Origin of the sequence: Pantoea sp. B566 (assembly GCF_024793925.1) — a bacterium.
In the GTDB taxonomy this organism is placed as follows: domain Bacteria; phylum Pseudomonadota; class Gammaproteobacteria; order Enterobacterales; family Enterobacteriaceae; genus Pantoea; species Pantoea ananatis.
On record NZ_JANUQL010000003.1, the window covers coordinates 585,297 to 610,383 of the forward strand.

A 25,087-nucleotide genomic window follows, 5' to 3' on the forward strand; every position below is an offset into this window, starting at 1 on the left:
GAACTGCCCTTAGATAAACGGGACTGAGCATGGATCTGAATAACCGCCTGACAGAAGACGAAACGCTGGAACAGGCCTATGACATTTTTCTTGAACTGGCTGGCGATAATCTTGATCCGGCCGATATCATTCTTTTCAACCTGCAGTTTGAAGAGCGTGGTGGCGCAGAGCTGTTTGACCCTTCCGATGACTGGCAGGATCATGTGGATTTCGATTTGAATCCAGATTTTTTCTCAGAAGTGGTTATCGGTCTGGGCGAAGCGGATGGCGAACCTATTACTGATGTTTTTGCGCGCGTGCTGTTGTGTCGCGAAAAAGATCACAAGCTGTGCCATATTTTGTGGCGTGAATAGCGTAACACCATGAATATAAAGCCGGGCGATTGCCCGGCTTTTTGTTTTACAGCGGATCCACCTTCAGGCAGGACACCGCATGGCGGAAACTGCCTTCAAGCAGCGGTCGGGTTTTCGCACACTCAGGGCCGGCAATCGGACAGCGCGTCCGGAACACACAGCCGGAGGGCGGATTAATCGGTGAGGGTAATTCCCCTTCCAGGAGCTGGATTTGCTTATTCTTCTCCAGGTCCGGATCGGGAATCGGCACCGCCGACATCAGCGCTTTGGTATAGGGATGCTGCGGATTGGTATACACCTCGTCGTAGGTGCCCAGCTCAACGGCGTGCCCCAGATACATCACCAGCACGCGGTCGGAAATGTGTTTAACCACCGCGAGGTCATGGGCGATAAAAATCAGCGACAGGCCCATTTCACGTTGCAGTTGCTGCAGCAGGTTCACGACCTGAGCCTGAATGGACACGTCCAGGGCCGACACCGGCTCGTCGCAGATAATCAGCTTAGGCTCAAGTATCAATGCGCGCGCAATACCGATACGCTGGCACTGTCCACCCGAGAACTCGTGTGGATAGCGGTTGATCAGGTTAGGCAGGAGCCCTACCTTCATCATCATGGTCTTGACGCGATCTTTGACATCCTGACGCGACAGCTCCGGATGATAAGTGCGTAACGGCTCTGCAATAATGTCGCCGATGGTCATACGCGGGTTCAGCGAGGCCAGCGGATCCTGAAAAATCATCTGGATATCGCTTCGCGCCTTACGCCACTCTTCTTCACTCTGCCCCAGCAAGTTACGCCCGAGCCATGAAACGCGGCCCTCGGTGGCTTTTACCAGGCCAATAATGGCCCGCGCCAGCGTAGACTTGCCGCAGCCGGATTCCCCGACGACGCCCAGGGTTTCACCTTCATACAGGCGCAGGCTGACACCGTCCACCGCCTTGAGAGATTTTGGCGGCTGCCAGAACCACTGCTTGCCATCCCTGATATCAAAATGGACTTTCAGATCGGCGATTTCGAGTAACACTTTCTTTTCTGCCAGGCTGCTCATACGAGTTCCTCCACCGGCTTAAAGCAGGCGCGCAAACGCCCTTCTGCAAAAGGTAACAGCGGCGGTGCGTTGGAGCAGATATCCATAGCGTGAGGGCAGCGCGGCTGGAAGGGACAACCCTGCGGCAAACGCAGCAGGTTAGGCGGATTACCCGGTATCGTCGTCAGACTTTCCCCTTCCGCATCCAGTCTGGGTACAGCGTTCAGCAAACCAATAGAATAGGGATGTGCGGGCTGATAAAACACATCACGGGCGCGGCCATATTCCATGGTGCGTCCGGCATACATCACCAGAACTTTATCGCAAATGCCCGCAACCACACCCAAATCGTGGGTGATCATAATGATCGCGGTGTTAAACTCGCGCTTAAGCTCATTCAGCAAGGTCATGATCTGCGCCTGAACCGTGACGTCCAGTGCGGTTGTCGGCTCATCGGCAATCAGCAGCTTAGGCCGACACATCAGGGCCATCGCAATCATCACACGTTGACGCATCCCACCCGAAAACTCGTGGGGATACATTTTCATACGTTTACGCGCTTCCGGCATTTTAACCGCATCCAGCATTCTTACTGACTCTTCAAATGCCTGTGCATTGCTCATCCCTTTATGCAGCTTCAGCACTTCCATCAGTTGCTCGCCGACCCGCATATAGGGGTTCAGTGACGTCATGGGATCCTGGAAGATCATGGCGATTTGCTCGGCACGCAGTCGGTTCAGCTGTTTCTCAGGCAAATTCAGGATCTCTTTACCGTTGAACAACGCCGAACCACCGATGCGCCCGTTGCTGGCCAACAGCCCCATTAACGCAAAGGCGGTCTGGGATTTACCCGAACCCGACTCGCCCACAATCCCTAAGGTTTCACCTGCCCGCAGTGAAAAGTTGAGATCGTTAACAGCGGTGACGTCACCATCGTGCGTGCCAAAGGTTACGCGTAAATCTTTCACTTCAAGCAGCAGTTCGCTTCCCGCGCGCGCAGCCTGAGCAGGCTGAAATTCATGAATAGTCATCGGGAAACTCCTTAACGATCTTTGGGGTCGAGGGCATCACGCAGGCCATCGCCAATAAAGTTGAAACAGAACAAGGTGACGACCAGGAACGTCGCCGGAAACAGTAACAGCCACGGCGAGACTTCCATGGAGTTCGCACCATCGCTGAGCAGTGCGCCCCAGCTACTCAGTGGCTCCTGCGTTCCCAGCCCCAGAAAGCTCAGGAAAGATTCAAACAGAATCATACTGGGCACCAGCAGCGAAGCGTAAACCACCACGACGCCCAGAACGTTGGGGACGATATGGCGCGTCACAATTTTCCAGGTGGAAACACCGCCAACGTGTGCAGCTTCAATAAACTCTTTGCGCTTCAGGCTTAATGTCTGCCCGCGCACGATACGCGCCATGTCCAGCCAGGACACCATGCCGATAGCGGCAAAGATCAGCAGAATATTGCGGCCAAAGAAGGTCACCAGCAGGATAACGAAGAACATAAACGGGAAGGAGTTAAGGATTTCCAGAATACGCATCATCACGGAATCGGTTTTCCCGCCCAGATAACCCGCGATTGAACCGTACAAGGTTCCCACGATCACGGCGATCAGCGCGGCAGCAATCCCGACCATCAGTGAAATGCGCCCGCCAATGGCTACGCGCACCAGCAAATCGCGCCCCGAGGAGTCGGTGCCAAACCAGTGTCCCGACGTGGTATCGGGCGGTGATGACATCATTCCCCAGTCGGTATCGAAATAGGAGAATTGCGACAGCATAGGCGCAAAAATCACAAACAGCGTGATGAGCATCAGCACCATCAAGCTGATTAATGCGGCACGGTTATGAATGAAACGACGACGGGCATCCTGCCACAGGCTTCGCCCTTCGACTTCCAGTTTTTCACTGAATGCATCAAGAGCTTCGCTATTTTTCTTACTTAACATCATGGCGAACTCCAGAATCAGTAGCGGATTTTCGGGTCGATAACGGCATACAGCACATCGACGATCGCATTAAACAGGATGGTCAACAGCCCCACCAGGATGGTCAGGCTCAGCACCAGTGAATAGTCACGGTTAAGTGCACCGTTCACGAACAGCTGACCAATACCCGGCAGTCCGTAAATCGACTCGATGACCATAGAACCGGTAATGATGCCCACAAAGGCCGGCCCCATATAGGAAATGACCGGCAGCAGCGCAGGCTTCAGTGCATGACGTAACACGATACGACGCAGCGGCAGCCCTTTCGCTCGCGCGGTACGGATAAAGTTGGAGTGCATAACTTCAATCATCGAGCCGCGGGTGATGCGCGCAATACTGGCAATGTAGGCCAGTGAGAGCGCCACCATCGGCAGCAGCATGTAATTCCATTGACCGCCATTCCAGCCGCCACCCGGCAGCCACTTAAGCGTGATCGCGAACACCAGAACCAATAGCGGCGCTACCACAAAACTCGGTATCACCACGCCGGTCATTGCCACCCCCATCACAACGTAATCCCACAGGCTGTTCTGCTTCAGCGCCGCGATAACGCCCGCCGTGACGCCCAGAACCACCGCCAGGATAAAGGCAGCAAGGCCGAGTTTGGCTGAAACCGGGAAGGCATGGCCGACCAGGTAATTGACCGAATAGTCTTTGTACTTGAACGAGGGCCCGAAATCGCCATGCGCCAGTTGAATCAGATAATCAACGTATTGCTTACCGATAGGATCGTTGAGGTGATATTTCGCCTCGATATTTGCCATGACCTCTGGCGACAGGGTGCGCTCGCTGGTAAAAGGGCTGCCGGGCGCCAGTCGCATCATAAAGAAGGAAATGGTAATCAGAACGAAAAGCGTCGGAATTGCTTCAAGCAACCGACGCAGAATGAATTTTAACATTGCCGTACCTACCAGGCTGGTGCTTCACATTGCATTAAAAAAAGTACTGGCGGCGCGTAACGCGCCGCCGCTGTTCTTGGTGTTTTATTAGTGCTTGATGATGTACAGGTTTCTGTCTGCTACGTTATCCAGCGGATCCTTACCGGTATAACCGCCAACATAAGGTTTCACCAGGCGCGTGTTAACGTAGTAGTAAAGCGGCACGATCACAGAGTCTTTATCCAACTGCTGCTCTGCCTTCTCGTAATCAGCCGAACGCGCTTTATCGTCTGTAGTGGCCAACGCATCTTTCATCAGCTTGTCGAAAGCTGGGCTCTTATAGTGCGCGGTATTGTTGCTGCTGTCAGACAGCATGGTGTTCAGGAACGATGTCGGTTCGTTGTAGTCTGCACACCAGCCTGCACGCGCAACGTCAAAGTTGCCCTGGTGGCGGGTATCCAGGAAGGTTTTCCACTCCTGGTTCTCCAGCTTGACTTTCACACCCAGGTTTTTCGTCCAGATAGACGACGCGGCAATGGCCAGTTTCTTATGCAGGTCAGAGGTGTTGTACAGCAGATTAAAGGTCAGCGGTTTTTCTGGCGTATAACCGGCTTCGGCCAGCAGCTTTTTCGCTTCGGCATTACGTTTTTCCTGTGACCAGGTAAACCACTCAGGCTTCGCCAATTCCATACCATCTGTCGCTGGCGGCGTGTAGCTGTAAGCCGGTTTCTGGCCCTGCGCCAGGACTTTGTCTACGATAATGTCGCGATCGATGCCGAGCTTAAGCGCAGCGCGAACGCGCGGATCGTTAAATGGCGCTTTCTGGTTGTTGATTTCGTAGTAGTAGGTACACAGATACGGATCAACATGCAGCTCTTTACCATTGTCACGCTGCAATTTTTTAAACAGCTCAATAGGCAGGTTGTTATAGGTCATGTCGCTGCCGTTATCAGAGAAGTAACGGTTTACATCGCTGACTTCCGACGAGATTGGCAGGAAAGTGACTTTGTTCAGCACGGTATGCGCGTTATCCCAGTATTCAGGGTTACGCACAACGGTGATACGTTCGTTGATGACGTGTGATTCCAACTTAAACGCACCGTTACCCACCCAGTTTTCTGGCTGAGTCCACTTGTCACCGAATTTTTCGATTGCAGCTTTATTAACTGGCGACATTGAGGGGTGAATGAGTAATTTATAGAAATAAGGCACCGGCTCGCTTAAGGTCACTTGCAGTGTATGATCGTCAATCGCCTTTACGCCCAGGTCTGTTGGGGGCTTCTTGCCAGCGATAATATCATCAACGTTAGCCAGATGGCCGTATTGCAGATAGCTGGCATAAGGCGATGCGGTTTTCGGATCGGCCAAACGCTCCCAGCTGTAGACGAAATCCTGAGCAGTGACAGGTTCACCATTTGACCATTTTGCATTTTTACGCAAGTGGAAAGTCCAGACTTTAAAGTCTTTGTTATCCCAGCTTTCAGCCACACCAGGAATGGGATGACCATCCGTATCGCTGATGACCAGACCTTCCAGCAGATCACGACTCACGTTAGATTCCGGAACGCCTTCGATTTTATGCGGATCCAGTGACTGAACCTCGCTACCGTTTCCTTTAACCAGCTCCTGCTTCGCGGCCAGTTCTACGCCGGCAGGTACTGTGGCTGCCATAACGCTGTTCGCTGCGAGCGCACTCATCGCTGCAAAGACGCTGGCAGCAATCAAGGTTTTTTTCGTGATGTTGTTCATTCTTAACTCCAGTTTTTTATTTTCACTGAGGGTGTTTGCGACCTCAGCGTTCCCCGTATTCGGGTCCCCGGTGTTTGCCACCTGGGGCGTATTGACCCTGTTGTGTGGTCTGCACGGCCACGCCCTTCCCGACTGTGCCGCCGGTTAAGCGCGTGACTCAGTGTTTTTTAATGAAATAGTATTTCAGGTCTGTCATGTCCTGCGGATCGTGGCCAGTAAAACCGCCAACCCAGGGTTTAACCAGCCGCACGCTGACGCGATAGTAAACTGGCACAATTGCTGAGTCTTTGTCGAGTTGTGTTTCTGCCTGCTGATACAATGATGCGCGGTCCGCTTCATTTTCAGCCGTTAATGTTGCGGCTAACAGACGGTCGTATTCCGCACTGTGGTAAAACGCGGTATTGGTCGACGACTGGCTCTGGAACATATTCAGGAATGTTGAGGGCTCATTGTAATCCGCACACCAGGTGGCGCGCACAACGTCATATTGTGCCTGATGCCGGGTTTCCAGCAGGGTTTTCCATTCCTGATTCTGCAACGTAACCTGCGCGCCCAAATTGCGTTGCCACATGGACGCGGCGGCGATGGCCTGGGTTTTGTTTTGATCGGATGTGTTATAGAGCAGCGTAAAGCGCAGCGGATTTTTATCGTTGTAACCCGCCTCGGCCAGCAGTTTTTTCGCAGCCGCGTTTTGCTGCGGCTGTGTCCACGCCATCCAGTCTGGGGAAGATAACGCAGCGCCTGCGATGTAAGGCGGCGTAAAGCTGTAGGCCGGAATTTGCCCTTGCCCCATGATCTTACGAGCGATGATATCGCGATCCAGCGTCATTTTGATCGCAGCGCGCACGCGGGCATCGGTGAACGGCGGTTTTTTGTTATTAATTTCGTAATAGAAGGTGCAGAGCAGCGGACTGACTTTAACCTCATCACCCATATCTTTGCGCAATTTAGCAAACAAGTCGGGCGGAACCGCGCTGTTGGTCATATCAATGCCACCGCTGCGATAGCGATTGATATCACTGTTTTCCGAGCTGATGGCCAGAAACGTTCCCTGCTCAATAACGGTCTGAGCATTGTTCCAGTAAAGAGGATTACGCTTCAGAACAATTTTCTCATTCACCACCCAGTCATTCAGCGTATAGGCGCCGTTACCGATATAGTGACCGGGTTGGGTCCAGCCCTCACCCCACTTTTCGATGGCAGGTGCGTAAACGGGTTTCATCGCGGTGTGCGCCAGCATGGCCACTAAATAAGGCACCGGTTCGGTCAGGGTAATTTGCAGATGGCGATCGTCCAGGGCTTTCACGCCCAGTTGATCGGGGGCAACTTTACCGGCAAGAATCGCATCGACATTCGCAATATGGGCAGCCTGCAGATAGCTGGCATAGGGCGACGCAGTTTTAGGATCGGCAAGACGACGCCAGCTGTAAACGAAGTCCTGTGCCGTAACCGGCTCCCCATTGCTCCATTTGGCATTGCCGCGCAGGGTGAATGTCCAGATTTTACCTTGCTGGTTTTCCCAGCGCTCAGCCACACCCGGCACCACATTACCGTTATTGTCCGTGTTAACCAGCCCATCCAGCAGGTTGAAGATGATGTTTGACTCCGGTACACCTTCGACTTTATGCGGATCGAGCGAGGCAACTTCCGAACCGTTATTAATCACGATTTGCTGGACGGCGGAGAGCGTCACGTCTGATGGCACGGTGGCAGCACAGGTGGGCAATGCGGTTAAGGTTAGTGCCAGACAAGCCAGGTAGTGCTGCGCGTTCATTTCCCACACCCTTGTTAAATGCCAATTTTTATTCTGATATCCCAGCATCAATAAGGAATAAATCTTTTGCTTTTGACGTTTGGGAAAACATTATTAATGCGCCGAAAATTAGCAGATGCTGCAGAGGGGCGCCAAAACTAAATCGCTAAAATGTTACCTGTTTCTCTTTTATCATGAGATTTTTCCCAGTGGAAGTGTTAATTTTTGCCCTAAAAATAGCTTAACAGACTGATTAATAAACAATCTCATCACTTTGATGTCAATTTAACCAAAAAACAACATTTAGACCCTGGCGTTGCGTTGTTGTAGTGTTAATACACACCGTCACATCATTTAAAAAACGGTTTAAGCGACGTAGACCAGCATTAATCATGCCAACTTCCGCTGCGAAAGCAGAATATAGTGTGAATATAGTGACATGCCGCGATGCCAGCACTGGCGCTGCAGCGAAGGTTATTAGCGGAAGTGATAACTGAAGAAGGATGTGAAGAGAGATAAATAATTGCATCAATACGGTGCAAAAAAATCGTCTTTTGCACCCTATTGGTTCATTTCTTCTTAAGCGCGATTAAATAAGTCGGTTTACCCAACCAGACCGGGAAAAATTGCCTTGATGCCAGTCACCACAAATTCAATACCTAGCGCCATTAACAGCAATCCCATGATACGGGTAATCACGTTAATCCCTGTCTGCCCTAACAGCCTGACCATTAAAGGCGCAGCGCGGAACAGCAGCCAACAGCTAAAGGCAAAAACAGCAATCGCAACGGTAAACCCCAAAAGGTTGAGCCAGTTGTTATAACGTGTGCTCCAGACGATAGTCGAACTGATGGCGCCTGGACCCGCCATGAGCGGCAGCGCAAGGGGAACCACGCCAATACTTTCCCGAATTGCCGTTTCCGTTTTTTCCTGCTTATTTTGCTTATCCTCGCCCAGCTTGCCGCTAATCATCGACATAGCGATGGTCACCACCAGAATCCCGCCCGCAATGCGAAACGAGTCAATAGAGATACCGAAGACATGCAGGATTGCATCGCCCAGAAACAGCGAGGTCCAGAGAATAATCGCCACCGCGAGGTTGGCCGTCAGGTTGGTTTTATTGCGTTCTGCCACGCCCTGATAGCGGGTCATGCTAATAAATACCGGAATGATGCCGATGGGATTAACCAGTGCAAACAGGCCTACGAAAAACTTGATATAGCCAGACAGATCTAATAACGCAGGATTCACGGTTAACTCCCCATCCCAGATGAAAAACGCGCCTAATGTAAGTGAAAAAAGCCGTGGGCGCCAGATGCCTAAGCAGTTATTTATGCTGTTATTTTACTTACAATTTAGTGGCTTTAACCACGCATTAACTATCTTGTGGAAGATGTTACTTTTACGCCGCGTTTATTATCCCCCAGCCCGGCCCCCCTGAATACAGAGCTGAAAGGAGTCAGCTTGGGTTTAAATTGATCTAAATCATCATTGTTCTCTCCCAAACCCGATACTCTTTCTCTGTCAGTAACGCAGGTCTCATTATTTCGAAACAGAGAGAAGCTCTTTTAGTAAACAATTGAAAAACCACTGCTTTATTCCCGTAAACCGTGCCGTTTGCACCATGGCTATACTCAGGGATTCAGGCTTGTTTACTAAAAAAAGTTTAACTTCCTCAGGAGAGCACAATGGCCGTTACTAATGTCGCTGAACTCAATGCACTGGTTGAACGTGTAAAAAAAGCCCAGCAAGAATTCGCCAATTTTTCTCAACAACAGGTCGATGCCATCTTCCGCGCAGCCGCACTGGCCGCCGCGGATGCCCGAATTCCACTCGCTAAAATGGCGGTGGCAGAATCGGGCATGGGCATTGTTGAAGACAAAGTCATTAAAAATCACTTCGCTTCTGAATACATCTACAACGCCTATAAGGATGAGAAAACCTGCGGCGTACTGGACACCGATGATACGTTTGGCACCATCACCATCGCTGAACCCATCGGCCTGATTTGCGGTATCGTCCCCACCACTAACCCTACCTCCACCGCGATTTTCAAGGCACTTATCAGCCTTAAAACCCGCAACGGGATTATCTTCTCCCCCCATCCTCGAGCCAAAGATGCGACGAATAAAGCGGCGGATATTGTCCTGCAGGCAGCGATTGCCGCTGGCGCGCCCAAAGACATTATAGGCTGGATTGATGCACCTTCAGTGGAACTGTCCAATCAGTTGATGCACCACCCTGATATTAACCTGATTCTGGCGACGGGTGGTCCCGGCATGGTTAAAGCGGCCTACAGCTCAGGTAAGCCGGCGATTGGCGTGGGGGCCGGTAACACGCCCGTTGTCATCGATGAAACAGCTGATGTTAAACGCGCCGTTGCCTCCATCCTGATGTCAAAAACGTTTGATAACGGTGTGATCTGTGCCTCTGAACAGTCGGTTATCGTGGTGGATGCCGTCTACGACGCCGTGCGCGAGCGCTTCGCCAGCCATGGTGGCTATCTGCTTCAGGGACAGGAGCTGAGTGCGGTACAAAATATCATTCTAAAAAACGGTGGGCTTAACGCCGCCATTGTGGGCCAGCCTGCGGTGAAGATTGCGGAGATGGCCGGCATCAGCGTACCTGGTGAAACCAAAATCCTGATTGGCGAAGTTGAACGGGTCGATGAATCAGAGCCTTTCGCTCATGAAAAACTGTCGCCGACACTGGCGATGTACCGTGCTAAAGGTTATCAGGATGCCGTCAGCAAAGCGGAGAAACTGGTGGCGATGGGTGGTATTGGTCATACGTCATGCCTGTATACCGACCAGGACAATCAGACAGCGCGCGTGCACTATTTTGGCGACAAGATGAAAACAGCCCGCATTCTGATCAACACGCCAGCTTCTCAGGGCGGTATTGGTGATTTATATAACTTCAAACTCGCCCCTTCTCTGACACTGGGTTGTGGTTCCTGGGGCGGTAACTCCATTTCTGAAAACGTGGGGCCCAAACATCTCATCAACAAGAAAACCGTCGCTAAGCGAGCTGAAAATATGTTGTGGCATAAACTTCCGAAGTCCATTTACTTCCGTCGCGGCTCTTTACCCATTGCGCTTGAAGAGATCGCCACTGACGGTGCCAAACGCGCGTTTGTGGTGACTGACCGCTTCCTGTTTAACAACGGTTATGCCGATCAGGTCACCCGCGTTTTAAAATCTCACGGCATCGAAACCGAAGTTTTCTTTGAGGTTGAAGCGGATCCCACCTTAAGCATCGTGCGTAAAGGTGCAGAACAGATGAACAGCTTTAAGCCAGACGTGATCATCGCCCTGGGCGGCGGTTCGCCGATGGATGCAGCCAAAATCATGTGGGTCATGTATGAGCATCCAGAAACCCATTTTGAAGAGCTGGCACTGCGGTTTATGGATATTCGCAAACGTATCTATAAGTTCCCTAAAATGGGCGTGAAAGCGCGCATGGTGGCCATTACGACAACCTCAGGCACAGGTTCAGAAGTGACGCCTTTTGCCGTGGTAACGGATGACGCGACCGGACAGAAATACCCGCTGGCCGATTATGCGCTGACGCCGGATATGGCTATCGTTGATGCCAACCTGGTCATGGATATGCCACGTTCACTTTGTGCTTTCGGCGGTCTGGATGCGGTGACGCACGCGCTGGAAGCCTATGTGTCGGTCCTGGCCAATGAATACTCCGATGGTCAGGCCCTGCAGGCGCTTAAGCTGCTTAAAGAGAACTTACCGGCGAGCTATGCAGAAGGTGCAAAAAATCCGGTTGCCCGTGAACGTGTACATAATGCCGCCACCATCGCCGGTATCGCCTTTGCGAACGCCTTCCTCGGGGTTTGTCACTCAATGGCGCATAAGCTTGGCTCTGAGTTCCATATTCCTCATGGACTGGCTAACTCGCTGCTGATTTCCAACGTTATTCGCTATAACGCCAATGACAACCCTACTAAGCAAACCGCATTCAGCCAGTACGATCGTCCCCAGGCGCGGCGTCGTTATGCTGAAATTGCGGATCATCTTGGTCTCACCGCGCCGGGCGACCGCACTGCCCAGAAAATTGAGAAGCTGCTGGTATGGCTGGATGAGATCAAAACGGAACTGGGTATTCCGGCATCGATTCGTGAAGCCGGTGTGCAGGAGGCAGACTTCCTGGCGAAAGTTGATAAACTGGCGGATGATGCCTTTGATGACCAGTGTACTGGCGCGAATCCACGTTATCCGCTGATTGCCGAACTCAAACAGCTGATGCTGGACAGCTACTACGGACGTAAATTTGTCGAGCCGTTCGCCAGTGCCGCCGAGGCTGCCCAGGCTCAACCTGTCAGTGACAGCAAAGCGGCGAAGAAAGCTAAAAAAGCCTAATCCGCTCCGCGCCCGATGAACGGGCTGCCGAAACCCCTTGTCTGGCCCGTGCCTCAAGGGGTTTTTTATGGCGGATTTATCGCTTCGATAAACACTGCTGCCTGGTGCATCAGCGTAGTGAAGAGAATATCGACCTGAGCCGGATGGGAAAAGGGATAGAGTCCGTGATCGCATCGCCTGGCGCCCTTAACGAGCGCCATGGATAAGCAGCCTGGCGCTGGTTGAGGGCTATTTAGTCCCCCACGGGGGTTTGCGCCCCATGGATGGCGTGCAAACAACCCTGCTCTATCGCCTTTTTATAATGCTTACGGCATACGGAGATATAGCGTTCGTTGCCGCCGATGACGACCTGCTCCCCCTCTCTGAAAGGTTTACCGTCACTGTCCAGACGCAGCACCATGCCCGCTTTACGTCCACAATGACAGACCGTTTTTAACTCTACCAGCTTATCCGCCCATGCCAGAAGATACTGGCTACCGATGAAGAGTTCACCAAGAAAATCGGTACGCAGCCCGTAGCAGAGTACGGGAATATCCAGATTATCTACCACGTCAGACAAGGCCTTAACCTGCTCACGCGTCAGGAACTGGCTTTCGTCCACCAGCACACAGTGAATGGGTTGTCGCGCATGTTCCTGGGCAATTTCCACATCAAGCTGGCTGGCTGCATTATAAAGCACCGCAGGAGAAGATAATCCAATACGCGAGCTCACCTTGCCTGCACCGAAGCGATTGTCGATCTCAGCGGTATAGACGAGCGTGCGCATCCCGCGTTCCTGATAATTGTAGGATGACTGCAATAATGCGGTTGATTTACCGGCGTTCATTGCCGAATAGTAGAAATAGAGTTGAGCCATTTGCGCCGATTCTCGGATACGATGAAAAAACAGGGCCGATTTTACCATATCTACAGGTTGCTGCTGGGGGGATTTTCACCTTATGCTGTTCAGATTAGCATCACTCATTGATGATGCAGCGGTTAATATGATGCGGCATTGGGTCTTTAGGTCAGGATAAATATTAAAGCACATGTGTGATTAAACATTATTTTTATACCGATAATGTATCAGCGCATTTTCAGCTAAGATCTTAATCTTTTCATTGATTCAACCCACCTGACATCACACTTCATCGGGGTGAATTAATAATTTATTAAATTCCTCGCTTACTCTTTTTAAGCTAAAAATTAATTTAATGTTGAACTTATTTTTCTCCACCACTACTATTAGCGGGCAGAACAACTCTCCTATTAATTATTCAGAGATCAGGACAATGAGCGAAGCACTTAAAAATCTTAATAATATCCGCACGCTGCGTGCCCAGGCCAGAGAGTGTTCTTTGGAAACGCTGGAAGAAATGCTGGAAAAACTGGACGTCGTGGTAAATGAACGTCGCGACGAAGAGTCAAACTCTAAAGCTGAAAACGAAGAGCGTGCGCGTAAACTTGAGCAATATCGCGAGATGCTGTTAGCGGATGGTATCGATCCCAACGAATTATTCAATACCCTTTCAGAATCAAAAACGGCTGGCAAAGCCAAACGTGCTGCCCGCCCGGCTAAATATCAGTTTGTAGATGAAAATGGCGAGACCAAAACCTGGACGGGTCAGGGCCGTACGCCAGCAGCAATCAAGAAAGCCATGGAAGAACAAGGTAAGCAGTTAGACGACTTTCTGCTGTAATGCTTAGCCTGTTTCGCTTATTGTTAGCTTTACGATTATCCGCACCAGAAAAAAAAGGAAGCGATCGCTTCCTTTTTTTTATTTTCAGATTGAATAGAAATTTCGATACCAGTCTACAAAGCGCCTTACGCCTTCATCAACACCGGTTTGGGGTTTAAATCCAATGGTATTAAATAATGCGGTTGTGTCCGCGCTGGTTGCCAGCACGTCCCCCGGTTGCATGGGCATCAGATTTTTATTTGCCTTCACACCCAACGCTTTCTCAATCGCTTCAATATAGTGAATCAGGCTCACCGGCTGGCTATTGCCAAGGTTATATATGCGATAAGGGGCAGAGCTTGACGCGGCAGAACCCGTTTCCACGGTCCAGTCTGCGTCCGCCTGCGGGATAACATCCTGCAAGCGAATAACCGCCTCTGCAACATCATCGATATAAGTAAAGTCGCGCTTCATTTGCCCCTGGTTATAAACATCTATCGCCTCGCCTGCAAGCATTGCGCGGGTGAATTTAAACAACGCCATGTCCGGACGTCCCCACGGGCCATAGACCGTGAAAAAACGTAAGCCAGTGGTAGGCAATTGATAGAGATGTGAATAGGTATGCGACATCAGCTCATTGGCTTTTTTCGTCGCGGCATACAATGACACGGGATGATCGACGCTGTCTTCTGTTGAAAATGGCATCTTGTTATTCAGGCCATAAACCGAACTGGATGAAGCATAAAGCAGATGCTCGATTTTATGGTGGCGGCAGCCTTCAAGAATATTCAGGTGCCCAATGACGTTTGCATCGGCATACGCATGGGGGTTTTCGAGTGAGTAACGCACCCCTGCCTGAGCGGCCAGATGAATAACGCGCTGAAAATTGTGCTGTTCAAAAAGTGTGGCAATAGCCTGACGATCGGCCAAATTGGCTTTAATAAAGGTAAAGGATGGATTGTCACCGATGATATCAAGGCGAGCTTGTTTAAGGTTTACATCATAGTAGTCATTCAGGTTGTCAAGACCGACAACCTGGTGACCGGCGGCCAGCAGGCGTTGACTGACATGAAAGCCAATAAAGCCTGCTGCGCCGGTTACCAGAAAATTCATAAATCCCTCGTTAATCACACAGCCTGGATAGATGCTCCGCGGCCGATTGCATAATAAACGAAGCCGCGTTTGCTGATACGCTCTGGATCATACAGGTTACGTCCATCAAAAATCACGGGTTCTTTCAGTGCGCTCTTAATCACGTCAAAGTCAGGTGCACGGAAATTTTGCCATTCCGTACAAATCACCAGGCCGTCTGCACCGTGCAGCGCCGCTTCTTTGGTTCCCATCAGCTTCAGATCGTCGCGATGACCATAGATGCGCTGCGCTTCGTCCATGGCTTCCGGATCGAACGCCTGAACAGAGGCACCCGCTTCCCATAACGTTTCCATCAACACGCGACTGGATGCTTCGCGCATATCATCTGTGTTGGGCTTGAATGACAGGCCCCACAGCGCAAACGTTTTACCTTTCAGATCGTCACCGAAGTGGCGTTTAATGAAGGTGGGCAGCTTTGTCTTTTGGCTGTCGTTGACGTCTTCCACCGCCTTCAACAGGCGCGGTGTATAACCAATAGACTCCGCTGTGCGGATCAGCGCCTGAACGTCTTTCGGGAAGCAGGAACCGCCATAGCCGCAGCCTGGGTAGATAAAGTGATAGCCGATACGTGAGTCAGAACCAATCCCCTGGCGCACTTTTTCGATATCCGCACCTAAACGTTCTGCGAGATTGGAAATTTCGTTCATAAAGCTGATTTTCGTCGCCAGCATGCAGTTAGCGGCGTACTTCGTCAGTTCTGCACTGCGAATATCCATCAAAATCATACGATCGTGGTTACGGTTGAATGGCTCATACAGCTCACGCAACAGCTCCACCACGTCATCATTGTCGGTGCCGACAACGATACGCTCAGGGCGCATACAGTCGTTAACGGCCGCGCCTTCTTTCAGGAACTCTGGGTTGGATACCACATCAAAGCTGATGTTGGCATCGCGCGCCTGCAGCGTTTCTGTCATGACAGCACGGACTCTGTCAGCAGTTCCGACCGGTACCGTTGACTTATCAATCACGACTTTGTGATCGGTCATGTGCTGAGCAATGGTACGCGCTACGGCAGTAACATATTTCAGATCGGCCGAGCCGTCCTCATCAGGCGGCGTGCCGACGGCGATAAACTGCATTACACCGTGGTTCACGCCCTGAGCAGCATCAGTGCTGAACTTCAGGCGACCCGATTCGTAATTCGACATAACCAGCGGCGTCAGACCCGGCTCAAAAATTGGGATCTTGCCTTTTTTAAGGTTCTCGACCTTGTTTTCATCCACATCAATGCAGAGAACGTCATGTCCGACTTCGGCCAACACCGCAGCCTGAACCAGACCGACATAGCCGATACCAAATACAGTGACTTTCATTGAGCTATCCTGTGTTTAAAATTACTTTTTATCGCTAACAGTATTGTTGAGCCATTCAGTGAACTCTTTACCCAATACCGGATGGCGGACACCATATTCAACGAAAGCCTGCATATAACCCAGTTTGTTACCACAGTCGTGGCTTACCCCTTTCAGGTGATAGGCTTCGACGGTTTCTTTATCCATCAGCATGGCGATGGAGTCGGTGAGCTGAACTTCGCCACCGGCACCTGGAGGCGTTTTCGCCAGCAGTGGCCAGATATCCGCAGACAGAACGTAACGACCGACAACCGCAAGGTTGGATGGCGCTTCAGACGCTTTAGGTTTCTCAACAACCCCGACCATAGGCGCGCTGTCACCAGGATTCAGTTCTGCACCCTGACAATCCACAACACCGTATGCCGTCACATCGCTGACGGGCTCAACCATGATCTGACTACGGCCAGACTCTTCGTAACGGCTCAGCATTTCTGCCAGGTTATCTTTGGTTGGGTTAGATTCGTATTCGTCGATGATCACGTCAGGCAGGATGACCGCAACAGGTTCATCGCCAACCAGAGGATGTGCACACATGACCGCATGGCCCAGACCTTTCGCGATGCCCTGACGGACCTGCATGATGGTCACGTGAGGAGGACAGATGGACTGAATTTCGTCCAGCAGCTGGCGCTTGACGCGTTTTTCCAGCATAGACTCCAGTTCAAAACTGGTATCAAAATGGTTCTCAATGGCGTTTTTAGAGGAATGAGTAACCAGCACAATCTCATTAATACCCGCAGCAATACACTCGTTAACGACATACTGAATTAACGGCTTATCAACCAGCGGCAACATTTCTTTTGGAATCGCTTTGGTAGCAGGCAACATACGTGTACCCAAACCCGCTACTGGAATTACCGCTTTTTTTACTTTGGTCTTATAGGCAGACATCAAAATACCTCTCTTATAGGCCGTTCAAGTTTTAATGCTTGATATGTCGGTTTAAATTCGGAAATGAGTATATCAGTTAGTCGTGAACGGATTTATCCTGGAAGACCGCTATCCGTAGAATTTAAGACTATTACCCAAGTGTAAAGCTAACTTCTGGCCCTGTCTCCCATCAGATAATAAACTATCCATTCGGGTTTACTGGTCAGACGATAACATCAGTCGTATGCGGCCTCCGGCCCCCCAAATATGGCATTGCCAGTCATCAGCGCGCTGGCTTATTTGGTTAGTATGTGTACTGCCCATAGTGCCAAGTGGCACACCGTTACTGAGTTGTATTTGATGGGCCTGAACGTGCAGCGTTGCATTTAATCCGGCTGAAACCAGTACCAGATTTTTTAATCCGCGGTGATAGTAGCCCACCAGCAACGGGAACTGACCGGTCAGATTTGCCTGGCGCAGCAGCAAATTAACCTGTCTGAGCAGACTGCTCAGCTCAGGTAAGCGTTGTTTTTGGCCAGATAACTGTTCCTGAAGGAGTCCGTTAAATAAGGCGCGCAAAAGCAAGGCGGCCAGTACGCCGTTGTCGCCAGCGCGAGTAACGTCAAGACAATAAAAGGCGAGATCTTTGTCCGAAAGCGCCGCAATATCCAGCACCAGACCTGGCTGCTCGGCCATCGTCAGTTGCCGATAGTTGATCCGACAGTTAGCAATGCGTTGTTGTACGGGTGGCTGAAGTTCTTTAAGGAGTTTTGCCGCCGCAGAGGGATCGCGAACCAGAGCGTCCCAGTCCTGAAACAGCTGCTCGTCTTCCTCCACCTTTGAGGTAAACATGGAGGGATAGAGGCATTCGTAAACCGCTTCACGAAAACGCTCAAAGTTTTTTAGCGGCTTAAGCAGCACATCCTGTACGCCAAGACGCAAAACCTGAGCGATATCGGACATATTTTCTGTGGCGGAAATAATCAAAATCGGGACGCTGTTACCGTGGCTGCGCACGTGTTCAACGAATTCGATACCGCTCATGCGCGGCATCTCAAGATCACAAATCACCAGCTCCACGGCATGCTGCTTCAGCTGCTCAATAGCCTCGAGGCCATCTTCTGCCTCAACTGTGACAGCCCCCATCGATGACAGAAATTGGTTTAAAAGCGAACGGAAAACGGCCTCATCTTCGACAATGAGTATCTTTTTGCCGATCAGTGGTTTTTCCATTCCATCCCCCTGCGTACCCGATAATTCAATAGTGGTTCATAAAACGCAGTTGCGCCTTTCAGAATAGACCGAAGTAACATCTGTGCGTGAACAACCAGATTATCTTCTACGGACCAGCGGTAATAATTCATCCATTTGTTTCTCAACGGCAACCTTCCCAGCCGCAATAGCTTCTTCTGCACGATGAAAATCCAACGTGGATATTTGTGGACAAAACGGCTGGATAAGCACATCGGGCGGATCGCCTGCCATCCTGTTTCGCTTCAGGCGATTTTCCAGGACCTGAATGGATGTTGCCATGATCTCCATCGCGCCCGGCACTTGTGATGCCCGTCGCTGGGTAAAACTGACCAGCCTCTGGCGCAGCTTTCCGCGCCAGTCAAGATTCAGTGCGACAGCCGCGGCATGTTCTTCAGAACTCTGCGGCGTCAGCACCATTGAATCAGGCTGCATCAGGTGTGCATCGTGTTGAAGATCGACGGCAATAACCACATCAGCGCCCAGTGCGCGCGTTAGCGAAACCGGCACCGGATTCACCACGGCACCGTCTACCAGCCAATATCCATTGTAGCCGACCGGTGGTAATAAACCTGGCATACTGCAGGAAGCGCGAACCGCCTGATGCAATTCTCCCTCAGTGAGCCATAATTCACGCCCGGTGCTCAGGTTGGTCGCCACTACGCCAAAGGGCTTATGGCATGACTCAAGCGCATCATTCGTGATGAGCTGGCGGACATGGTTGAATACGCGTTCACCGCGCAGGAGTCCGCCGCGCTGCCAGGAGAGATCCATCAGGCGGATCACATCCCAGTAGCTAAAAGCGCTGACCCATTTTTTCATGTGGGGCAAGCGGTGATTGACATAAGCCGCACCGACCAGGGCACCGATTGAACACCCGGCGACTACGTCAATTTCAATGCCTGCGCTTTCCAACGCTTCGATGACGCCGATATGCGCCCATCCTTTGGCGGCACCGGAACCCAGAGCCAATCCAATCTTTTGCTTTCTCATCTTGCTCGGTTCCTGGCGTCAATACGTAGCGTCATAAGCATGGGTCAGATAAAGTAAACGATATCATCAACAACGACTGTGATTAACAGGAGAAAGTGTGTCCGAATCTTGCCCTTGCTGTAGCGGCAAGCAGTATAGCCTATGTTGTCAGCCCTTTGTTAAAGGAGCAGAAATTCCCTTATCAGCTGAACAACTTATGCGCTCTCGCTACTGCGCTTATGTCAAACATGACGTCAACTACCTGGTGTCTACCTGGCATCCTACCCGGCGCGATCCGGCACTTGCGGGACTGTTGTCTGAAAGTTTTGCTGGTACTGAATGGCTGAGCCTGAACATCACGCAGCGTGAACCGGGGCGCAATGATGACGAATCGTTTGTTACTTTTTTCGCCCGTTATCGTGAAAACGGCGCCGATCGGGCAATGTACGAACGTTCACGCTTTCTTCGCGAGGATCAACGCTGGTACTATGTAGACGGAGTGACGCCCGCCATTGGGCGTAACGATCGCTGTCCTTGTGGCGCCGATAAAAAATACAAAAAATGTTGCGGCTAAGGCAGTTGCCTGCGTAACGGTTTTACCCTTAATGCTTTGACAGGACTCTGATTGAGATGCAAGCGCAAACCATGCAAAGAAAAGTTTTACGAACCATTTGTCCCGATGCAAAAGGTCTGATCGCCAAAATCACCAATATTTGTTACAAGCACGAACTGAATATCGTGCAAAACAATGAGTTTGTTGACCATCGCACCGGGCGTTTTTTTATGCGCACAGAGCTGGAGGGGATTTTTAACGACACCACCCTGCTGGCCGATCTCGACAGTGCCCTTCCGCAAGGTTCAGTGCGTGAACTGCATAGCGCAGGCCGTCGCCGTGTTGTTATTCTCATTACCAAAGAAGCACACTGCCTTGGCGACCTGCTGATGAAGAGTGCGTTTGGCGGCCTCGATATGGAAATCGCCGCCGTTATCGGTAATCACGACACGTTGCGTTCGCTGGTAGAGCGTTTCGATATTCCGTTTGTTCTGGTCAGCCACGAAGGCTTGTCGCGCGAAGAGCATGACAACCGCATGGCGGACGAGATTGATCGTTATCAGCCCGATTATGTGGTGCTTGCCAAATACATGCGCGTGCTGACGCCGGGCTTTGTGCAGCGCTACCCAAATCAGATTATTAACATTCACCACTCTTTCCTGCCGGCCTTTATCGGCGCACGGCCTTACCATCAGGCTTACGAACGTGGTGTGAAAATCATTGGCGCAACGGCACACTACGTTAACGATAACCTTGATGAAGGTCCGATCATCATGCAGGACGTGATTAATGTCGATCACAGTTACACCGCCGAAGAGATGATGCGGGCCGGACGCGACGTCGAAAAAAACGTGCTGAGCCGCGCGCTGGATAAAGTATTGGGCCAGCGTGTTTTTGTTTATGGTAACCGCACGATTATTCTTTAAGCGTAAACGGCGCTGGATTGGCTGACATTCCAGCGCTACGGGCAAAAAGTGGGCAAACGATTCACCATTTGCCAGTCGTCGCTTTACAGCCATGGCGCATTTGGTATGATGCGCCCCGCTTCAGAGCACAACAATTCAGTCCCTGGTGGGATTCCCGAGCGGCCAAAGGGAGCAGACTGTAAATCTGCCGTCACAGACTTCGAAGGTTCGAATCCTTCTCCCACCACCATCTGAACCTGCTGCCTGAACACACATATCATCCCCGGTGGGATTCCCGAGCGGCCAAAGGGAGCAGACTGTAAATCTGCCGTCACAGACTTCGAAGGTTCGAATCCTTCTCCCACCACCATCTTAAATATTCTCCTGATCTGCCCAAGATAATCTCAATCACCATCTTCTTCGGGGAGAGGGATGAGAACCTTCGACTAAGGTTCGAGTCGAGCATCGCGAGACAACGCGCGTCAGCGCGGCCCGCAGGGTGAGGCGCAGCGCGCCGAATAATCCTTCTCCCACCACCATCTTAAATATTCTCCTGATCTGTCCAAGATAATCTCAATCACCATCTTCTTCGGGGAGAGGGATGAGAACCTTCGACTAAGGTTCGGGTCGAGCAGCGCGAGACAACGCGCGTCAGCGCGGCCCGCAGGGTGAGGCGCAACGCGCCGAATAATCCTTCTCCCACCACCATCACGAAAATTCTGCCCTTCTGCCCAAAAAAACCAAACCATCATAGTTATCTGGGGAGAGGGATGAGAACCTTCGACTAAGGTTCGGGTCGAGCAGCGCGAGACAACGCGCGTCAGCGCGGCCCGCAGGGTGAAATCATCCTCTTGAACCCGCTTCCCGCTTTCTGACTGAGCCTGTCCACCACTCGCTGAAATTGCCCTGCTCTGCCATGACTTTTCCTGTAAAAATCGCTACCATCCTGCCTATCATTCGCTGAAGGTCATCTCATGAAATTTATTTCATTCAACATTAACGGCTTGCGGGCTCGCCCTCACCAACTTGAAGCGCTGGTAGAAAAACATCAGCCGGACGTCATCGGACTGCAGGAGACCAAAGTTCATGACGATATGTTCCCCTTAGAAGACGTGGCTAAGCTGGGCTACAACGTGTTTTACCATGGTCAAAAAGGGCACTACGGCGTGGCGCTGCTGACAAAAGTCCAGCCGGTATCCGTGCGACGCGGCTTCCCGGGCGATGACGACGATGCTCAGCGTCGGTTGATCATGGCGGAGATCCCCAGCCCGATTGGCGATATTACGGTAATTAACGGCTATTTCCCCCAGGGCGAGAGCCGTGACCATCCGACAAAATTTCCGGCGAAAGAGAAGTTTTATCGCGATTTGCAAAGCTACCTGAGCGACAGCCTGGCGGCCGATAAGCCGGTGCTGATCATGGGTGATATGAATATCAGCAGCACCGATCTCGATATCGGTATTGGAGAAGACAGTCGCAAGCGCTGGTTGCGTACCGGTAAATGCTCTTTCCTGCCGGAAGAACGTGAATGGATGGATCGCCTGCTCAGCTGGGGCCTTGTTGATACCTGGCGGGCACAAAACCCTGAGATTAACGATCGGTTTTCGTGGTTCGACTACCGTTCAAAAGGCTTTGATGACAATCGCGGTCTGCGTATCGATTTGCTGCTGGCCAGCACCGGGCTGGCCTCACACTGTATTGAAACAGGCATCGATTACGAGATTCGCGGTATGGAAAAACCGTCCGATCATGCGCCGGTCTGGTCAACCTTCCGCTTCTGACAGGATCCTGACGCGTGGTGAAATGCCACGCGTCCTTATTTCACTATTTTCCAAATCAGATTATTGGTTCCCAACGACTTCTCATCGCGCGCGCACTGAAGCAGGACACCTTCCGATTTCACCACTGCGCCTTCTGTGTAATTTCGGTTTTCAAAAATACAGCACTGCAGACAGTTTTGCTGACGGTTTTGCCCCTGCGTCCAGACTTCCGGTGGCATATCCACGATCACATCGGTATTGGTGCCACCTGCCGCGCCCTGCTGATGATAGTTAGCATGCGCGGGGCTGCAGGCAGCCATTGCAACCAGAATTAGCCAGGCTGATTTACTCATTATTCAGTTTCCTTCGTTTTACGCCCTGCTTTACGCGGTGGACGTTTTTGGCCGGTGGACGGTAAACCACGAAACGCCTGTCCCGAGGGCTGCTGTCGCGCCTGCTGAATAAGCCCGCTCAGCGTCTGCACCAGGGGTTGCATAAATTCATCATAGCGACAGGCCTTTTCACTGATACGCGTCAGGGTTGATTCCCATTGCGCCGTCATGTCCGGCCTGGCGGCGAGATCCGGTAGCGAGTGGATCAGCGCTTTGCCTGCATCAGTAGAATGAATATAGCGCCCTTTCTTATGCAAAAACGAACGACGGAACAGTAATTCAATAATGCCTGCGCGCGTGGCTTCCGTTCCTAAACCATCGGTCGCACGCAGCACTTTCTTTAATTCTTTATCCTGCACAAAGCGCGCAATGCCGGTCATGGCCGAAAGCAAGGTCGCGTCGGTAAAGTGGCGTGGCGGTTGTGTCTGTTTCGCCAGCACCTCACCCCGCTCGCACAGCAGCTCATCGTCTTTCGCTACAACAGGCAGCGGCATGCCATCGTTTTCTTCATCGCGCTCTTTGCCACCCAACAGCGCACGCCAGCCCGCCTCCGCCAGAAAGCGCGCTTTAGCCACGAATTTACCGCCCGCGATATCCAGATCGATGGTGCATTTGCGGAACACGGCATCCGGACAAAACTGCATCAAATACTGACGCGCAACCAGTCCATAAATCTGCTGTTCGTTTTCATTAAGTTTCACTGCGCTGGCGCGCGCGGTAGGAATAATGGCGTGGTGCGCATCCACTTTTTTGTCATCCCAACAGCGATTTTTTCGATCTGCATCAAAGTCTGCTGGTGGAGTAAGATCGGGTTGATGGGACTGGATCGCATTGAGCACCGCATGACGGCCGGCAAAATGCTCATCGGGTAAGTAGCGGCTATCAGAACGTGGATAGGTGATCAGCTTGTGGGTTTCATATAACCGCTGGCAGATGTCCAGCACCGCCTGTGCACTCAAACCAAAGCGCTTTGCCGCCTCGATTTGCAGGCTGGAGAGTGAAAACGGCAACGGCGCAATGTCGTTTTCTCGCTTGTCACTGTAGGCGGTAACGATAGCGGGCTGACCGCTGATGCGCGCCACCACATGTTCCGCCAGTGAGCGTTTCAGCAGGCGACCTTCTTCATCCTGCCAGGGTTCACAGGCTTCACTGGGGATCCAGTTCGCGGTAAACCGGCTCTCATCCGGCGTGACGATGTGCGCTTTCACTTCAAAGTAATCCTTCGGGACGAAATTCGCGATCTCTTCATCCCGTCGCACCACCAGCCCCAACACCGGCGTTTGTACGCGTCCAACGGACAACACGCCATCATAGCCCGCATTCCGGCCCAGCAGCGTCCAGGCGCGGGTCATATTAATACCGTAAAGCCAGTCGGCACGTGCTCGCGCCAGCGCGGACACGCAGAGGGGAATAAATTCGCGATTCTCACGCAGCCGGTTGATAGCCCGCTCCACAGCCTGTGGGTTGAGATCGTTAATCAGACAGCGCTGCACTTTACTGCGTTTCTCAGCGGGAAGCTGAAGGTAATCCAGCACTTCATCCACAAGCAGCTGGCCTTCCCTGTCCGGGTCGCCGGCGTGCACCACTTCATCGGCCTGGGCCAGTAAGCCTTCCACCACTTTGAGTTGTTTTGCCACCGAAGGACGCGGCTGCAAACGCCATTTTTCAGGAATAATCGGCAGATCGACCAGCGACCAGCGCGCATAGCGGCTGTCGTACACATCAGGCTGCGCCTGCTCCAGTAAATGCCCCACGCACCAAGTGACAATCTGGTCATTGCCGCAGGCGATAAAGCCCTCACCACGCCGGTGCGGTTTAGGCAGTACATCGGCAATGGCCCGTCCAAGGCTGGGTTTCTCTGCAATAAACAAACGCATTAAATCGGGTAATCCTTAACGTCAGCAAACAACAATGATGACAACGCACTACCGGTCAACAAACAGTCGGCAACATGATGCCTGCGCCTCAGTCCAAAGAACGGTTACATCATGCGCACAGGCTGGAAGAGAGTATGCGCTGCCAGATGAAGCAGCGCTATGGTAGCCTGGCGGCGCGCGGCTGATAAGCGCGCCGGGTTCAATGCTGAACTGTTCGCA

The 25,087-nt window shown here is 51.7% G+C and carries 22 protein-coding genes, 2 tRNA genes and 3 other RNA genes; 11 read left to right on the plus strand and 16 right to left on the minus strand.

Going from position 1 to position 25,087, the window contains the following annotated elements:
• The first annotated feature begins 23 nt into the window (after positions 1 to 23).
• Positions 24 to 353, plus strand: coding sequence for an HI1450 family dsDNA-mimic protein (locus NYE92_RS04445; RefSeq protein ID WP_196492568.1), 330 nt, complete (start codon positions 24 to 26; stop codon positions 351 to 353).
• 46 nt (positions 354 to 399) lie between these two features.
• Here the strand turns inward: NYE92_RS04445 and oppF are convergent, their stop codons facing one another.
• From oppF to NYE92_RS04480, 7 genes are all read right to left on the minus strand, one after another.
• Positions 400 to 1,401 carry a murein tripeptide/oligopeptide ABC transporter ATP binding protein OppF gene (oppF, locus tag NYE92_RS04450; protein WP_013025960.1) on the minus strand — a complete coding sequence of 334 codons (1,002 nt, stop codon included), beginning with the start codon at positions 1,399 to 1,401 and terminating at the stop codon, positions 400 to 402.
• Complete coding sequence (locus NYE92_RS04455) at positions 1,398 to 2,411, minus strand: ABC transporter ATP-binding protein (RefSeq protein WP_013025961.1); 1,014 nt, start codon at positions 2,409 to 2,411, stop codon at positions 1,398 to 1,400. Before NYE92_RS04455 ends, oppF begins: the two co-directional genes overlap by 4 nt.
• Before the next feature lie 11 nt (positions 2,412 to 2,422).
• Positions 2,423 to 3,331 carry an oligopeptide ABC transporter permease OppC gene (oppC, locus tag NYE92_RS04460; RefSeq protein ID WP_013025962.1) on the minus strand — a complete coding sequence of 303 codons (909 nt, stop codon included), beginning with the start codon at positions 3,329 to 3,331 and terminating at the stop codon, positions 2,423 to 2,425.
• Positions 3,332 to 3,345: 14 nt separating this feature from the next.
• Positions 3,346 to 4,266, minus strand: coding sequence for an oligopeptide ABC transporter permease OppB (gene oppB / locus NYE92_RS04465; protein ID WP_013025963.1), 921 nt, complete (start codon positions 4,264 to 4,266; stop codon positions 3,346 to 3,348).
• A gap of 87 nt (positions 4,267 to 4,353) precedes the next feature.
• Complete coding sequence (gene oppA / locus NYE92_RS04470) at positions 4,354 to 5,994, minus strand: oligopeptide ABC transporter substrate-binding protein OppA (protein ID WP_029570076.1); 1,641 nt, start codon at positions 5,992 to 5,994, stop codon at positions 4,354 to 4,356.
• 157 nt (positions 5,995 to 6,151) lie between these two features.
• The gene (locus NYE92_RS04475; protein ID WP_259018626.1) at positions 6,152 to 7,768 is read right to left on the minus strand and encodes an ABC transporter substrate-binding protein; all 1,617 of its coding nucleotides are present in this window, start codon (positions 7,766 to 7,768) and stop codon (positions 6,152 to 6,154) included.
• Between the two features lie 582 nt (positions 7,769 to 8,350).
• Complete coding sequence (locus tag NYE92_RS04480) at positions 8,351 to 8,998, minus strand: YchE family NAAT transporter (RefSeq protein WP_013025965.1); 648 nt, start codon at positions 8,996 to 8,998, stop codon at positions 8,351 to 8,353.
• A 437-nt stretch (positions 8,999 to 9,435) separates the two neighbouring features.
• Here NYE92_RS04480 and adhE point away from each other — a divergent pair, with 437 nt between their 5' ends.
• On the plus strand, positions 9,436 to 12,123 hold the full coding sequence (adhE, locus tag NYE92_RS04485; protein ID WP_259018627.1) for a bifunctional acetaldehyde-CoA/alcohol dehydrogenase: 2,688 nt from the start codon (positions 9,436 to 9,438) through the stop codon (positions 12,121 to 12,123).
• 65 nt (positions 12,124 to 12,188) lie between these two features.
• Here the strand turns inward: adhE and NYE92_RS04490 are convergent, their stop codons facing one another.
• On the minus strand, positions 12,189 to 12,323 hold the full coding sequence (locus NYE92_RS04490; protein WP_246871566.1) for a mediator of RNA polymerase II transcription subunit 1: 135 nt from the start codon (positions 12,321 to 12,323) through the stop codon (positions 12,189 to 12,191).
• Positions 12,324 to 12,355: 32 nt separating this feature from the next.
• Positions 12,356 to 12,979: a thymidine kinase gene (tdk, locus tag NYE92_RS04495; RefSeq protein ID WP_176697735.1), complete on the minus strand. Its 624-nt coding sequence runs from the start codon at positions 12,977 to 12,979 to the stop codon at positions 12,356 to 12,358.
• A 415-nt stretch (positions 12,980 to 13,394) separates the two neighbouring features.
• Here tdk and hns point away from each other — a divergent pair, with 415 nt between their 5' ends.
• Entirely contained in the window at positions 13,395 to 13,802 is a 408-nt protein-coding gene (gene hns / locus NYE92_RS04500; protein WP_014605719.1) for a histone-like nucleoid-structuring protein H-NS, read from the plus strand.
• An 84-nt stretch (positions 13,803 to 13,886) separates the two neighbouring features.
• On the opposite strand, the gene NYE92_RS04505 is transcribed toward hns, so the two are convergent.
• From NYE92_RS04505 to rssA, 5 genes are all read right to left on the minus strand, one after another.
• Positions 13,887 to 14,894, minus strand: coding sequence for an NAD-dependent epimerase (locus NYE92_RS04505; RefSeq protein ID WP_014593826.1), 1,008 nt, complete (start codon positions 14,892 to 14,894; stop codon positions 13,887 to 13,889).
• 14 nt (positions 14,895 to 14,908) lie between these two features.
• Positions 14,909 to 16,249 carry a UDP-glucose/GDP-mannose dehydrogenase family protein gene (locus tag NYE92_RS04510; RefSeq protein ID WP_013025970.1) on the minus strand — a complete coding sequence of 447 codons (1,341 nt, stop codon included), beginning with the start codon at positions 16,247 to 16,249 and terminating at the stop codon, positions 14,909 to 14,911.
• A gap of 21 nt (positions 16,250 to 16,270) precedes the next feature.
• Positions 16,271 to 17,179: a UTP--glucose-1-phosphate uridylyltransferase GalU gene (gene galU, locus NYE92_RS04515; protein ID WP_014593827.1), complete on the minus strand. Its 909-nt coding sequence runs from the start codon at positions 17,177 to 17,179 to the stop codon at positions 16,271 to 16,273.
• Between the two features lie 195 nt (positions 17,180 to 17,374).
• Positions 17,375 to 18,391, minus strand: a complete 1,017-nt coding sequence (gene rssB, locus NYE92_RS04520; protein WP_013025972.1) for a two-component system response regulator RssB — start codon at positions 18,389 to 18,391, stop codon at positions 17,375 to 17,377.
• A 99-nt stretch (positions 18,392 to 18,490) separates the two neighbouring features.
• Positions 18,491 to 19,402 carry a patatin-like phospholipase RssA gene (rssA, locus tag NYE92_RS04525; RefSeq protein WP_014593828.1) on the minus strand — a complete coding sequence of 304 codons (912 nt, stop codon included), beginning with the start codon at positions 19,400 to 19,402 and terminating at the stop codon, positions 18,491 to 18,493.
• Positions 19,403 to 19,499: 97 nt separating this feature from the next.
• Between rssA and NYE92_RS04530 the strand changes: the two genes are divergently transcribed.
• From NYE92_RS04530 to xthA, 8 genes are all read left to right on the plus strand, one after another.
• Positions 19,500 to 19,955, plus strand: a complete 456-nt coding sequence (locus NYE92_RS04530; protein WP_072138097.1) for a YchJ family protein — start codon at positions 19,500 to 19,502, stop codon at positions 19,953 to 19,955.
• Positions 19,956 to 20,011: 56 nt separating this feature from the next.
• Entirely contained in the window at positions 20,012 to 20,860 is an 849-nt protein-coding gene (purU, locus tag NYE92_RS04535; protein ID WP_013025975.1) for a formyltetrahydrofolate deformylase, read from the plus strand.
• 144 nt (positions 20,861 to 21,004) lie between these two features.
• Positions 21,005 to 21,089, plus strand: a tRNA-Tyr gene (locus NYE92_RS04540).
• 35 nt (positions 21,090 to 21,124) lie between these two features.
• A tRNA-Tyr gene (locus NYE92_RS04545) sits at positions 21,125 to 21,209 on the plus strand.
• A gap of 41 nt (positions 21,210 to 21,250) precedes the next feature.
• A non-coding RNA gene (locus NYE92_RS04550) (RtT sRNA) lies at positions 21,251 to 21,378 on the plus strand.
• 41 nt (positions 21,379 to 21,419) lie between these two features.
• Positions 21,420 to 21,547: non-coding RNA, RtT sRNA (locus NYE92_RS04555), on the plus strand.
• A 41-nt stretch (positions 21,548 to 21,588) separates the two neighbouring features.
• Positions 21,589 to 21,701: non-coding RNA, RtT sRNA (locus tag NYE92_RS04560), on the plus strand.
• Positions 21,702 to 21,813: 112 nt separating this feature from the next.
• A complete protein-coding gene (gene xthA / locus NYE92_RS04565; RefSeq protein WP_022623226.1) occupies positions 21,814 to 22,620 on the plus strand; it encodes an exodeoxyribonuclease III in 807 nt (268 codons plus the stop codon).
• Between the two features lie 35 nt (positions 22,621 to 22,655).
• On the opposite strand, the gene NYE92_RS04570 is transcribed toward xthA, so the two are convergent.
• On the minus strand, positions 22,656 to 22,952 hold the full coding sequence (locus NYE92_RS04570; RefSeq protein WP_013025978.1) for a YnjH family protein: 297 nt from the start codon (positions 22,950 to 22,952) through the stop codon (positions 22,656 to 22,658).
• A complete protein-coding gene (locus NYE92_RS04575; protein ID WP_014593831.1) occupies positions 22,952 to 24,868 on the minus strand; it encodes a DNA topoisomerase III in 1,917 nt (638 codons plus the stop codon). Before NYE92_RS04575 ends, NYE92_RS04570 begins: the two co-directional genes overlap by 1 nt.
• Positions 24,869 to 25,087 lie beyond the last annotated feature (219 nt).

Coding starts and splice junctions, on each gene's coding strand:
- oppF (WP_013025960.1), bottom strand. CDS start 1,401: ATGAGCAGCCTGGCAGAAAAGAAAGTGTTACTCGAAATCGCCGATCTG.
- NYE92_RS04455 (WP_013025961.1), bottom strand. CDS start 2,411: ATGACTATTCATGAATTTCAGCCTGCTCAGGCTGCGCGCGCGGGAAGC.
- oppC (WP_013025962.1), bottom strand. CDS start 3,331: ATGATGTTAAGTAAGAAAAATAGCGAAGCTCTTGATGCATTCAGTGAA.
- oppB (WP_013025963.1), bottom strand. CDS start 4,266: ATGTTAAAATTCATTCTGCGTCGGTTGCTTGAAGCAATTCCGACGCTT.
- oppA (WP_029570076.1), bottom strand. CDS start 5,994: ATGAACAACATCACGAAAAAAACCTTGATTGCTGCCAGCGTCTTTGCA.
- NYE92_RS04475 (WP_259018626.1), bottom strand. CDS start 7,768: ATGAACGCGCAGCACTACCTGGCTTGTCTGGCACTAACCTTAACCGCA.
- adhE (WP_259018627.1), top strand. CDS start 9,436: ATGGCCGTTACTAATGTCGCTGAACTCAATGCACTGGTTGAACGTGTA.
- NYE92_RS04490 (WP_246871566.1), bottom strand. CDS start 12,323: ATGGCGCTCGTTAAGGGCGCCAGGCGATGCGATCACGGACTCTATCCC.
- tdk (WP_176697735.1), bottom strand. CDS start 12,979: ATGGCTCAACTCTATTTCTACTATTCGGCAATGAACGCCGGTAAATCA.
- hns (WP_014605719.1), top strand. CDS start 13,395: ATGAGCGAAGCACTTAAAAATCTTAATAATATCCGCACGCTGCGTGCC.
- NYE92_RS04505 (WP_014593826.1), bottom strand. CDS start 14,894: ATGAATTTTCTGGTAACCGGCGCAGCAGGCTTTATTGGCTTTCATGTC.
- NYE92_RS04510 (WP_013025970.1), bottom strand. CDS start 16,249: ATGAAAGTCACTGTATTTGGTATCGGCTATGTCGGTCTGGTTCAGGCT.
- galU (WP_014593827.1), bottom strand. CDS start 17,179: ATGTCTGCCTATAAGACCAAAGTAAAAAAAGCGGTAATTCCAGTAGCG.
- rssB (WP_013025972.1), bottom strand. CDS start 18,391: ATGGAAAAACCACTGATCGGCAAAAAGATACTCATTGTCGAAGATGAG.
- rssA (WP_014593828.1), bottom strand. CDS start 19,402: ATGAGAAAGCAAAAGATTGGATTGGCTCTGGGTTCCGGTGCCGCCAAA.
- purU (WP_013025975.1), top strand. CDS start 20,012: ATGCAAGCGCAAACCATGCAAAGAAAAGTTTTACGAACCATTTGTCCC.
- xthA (WP_022623226.1), top strand. CDS start 21,814: ATGAAATTTATTTCATTCAACATTAACGGCTTGCGGGCTCGCCCTCAC.
- NYE92_RS04570 (WP_013025978.1), bottom strand. CDS start 22,952: ATGAGTAAATCAGCCTGGCTAATTCTGGTTGCAATGGCTGCCTGCAGC.
- NYE92_RS04575 (WP_014593831.1), bottom strand. CDS start 24,868: ATGCGTTTGTTTATTGCAGAGAAACCCAGCCTTGGACGGGCCATTGCC.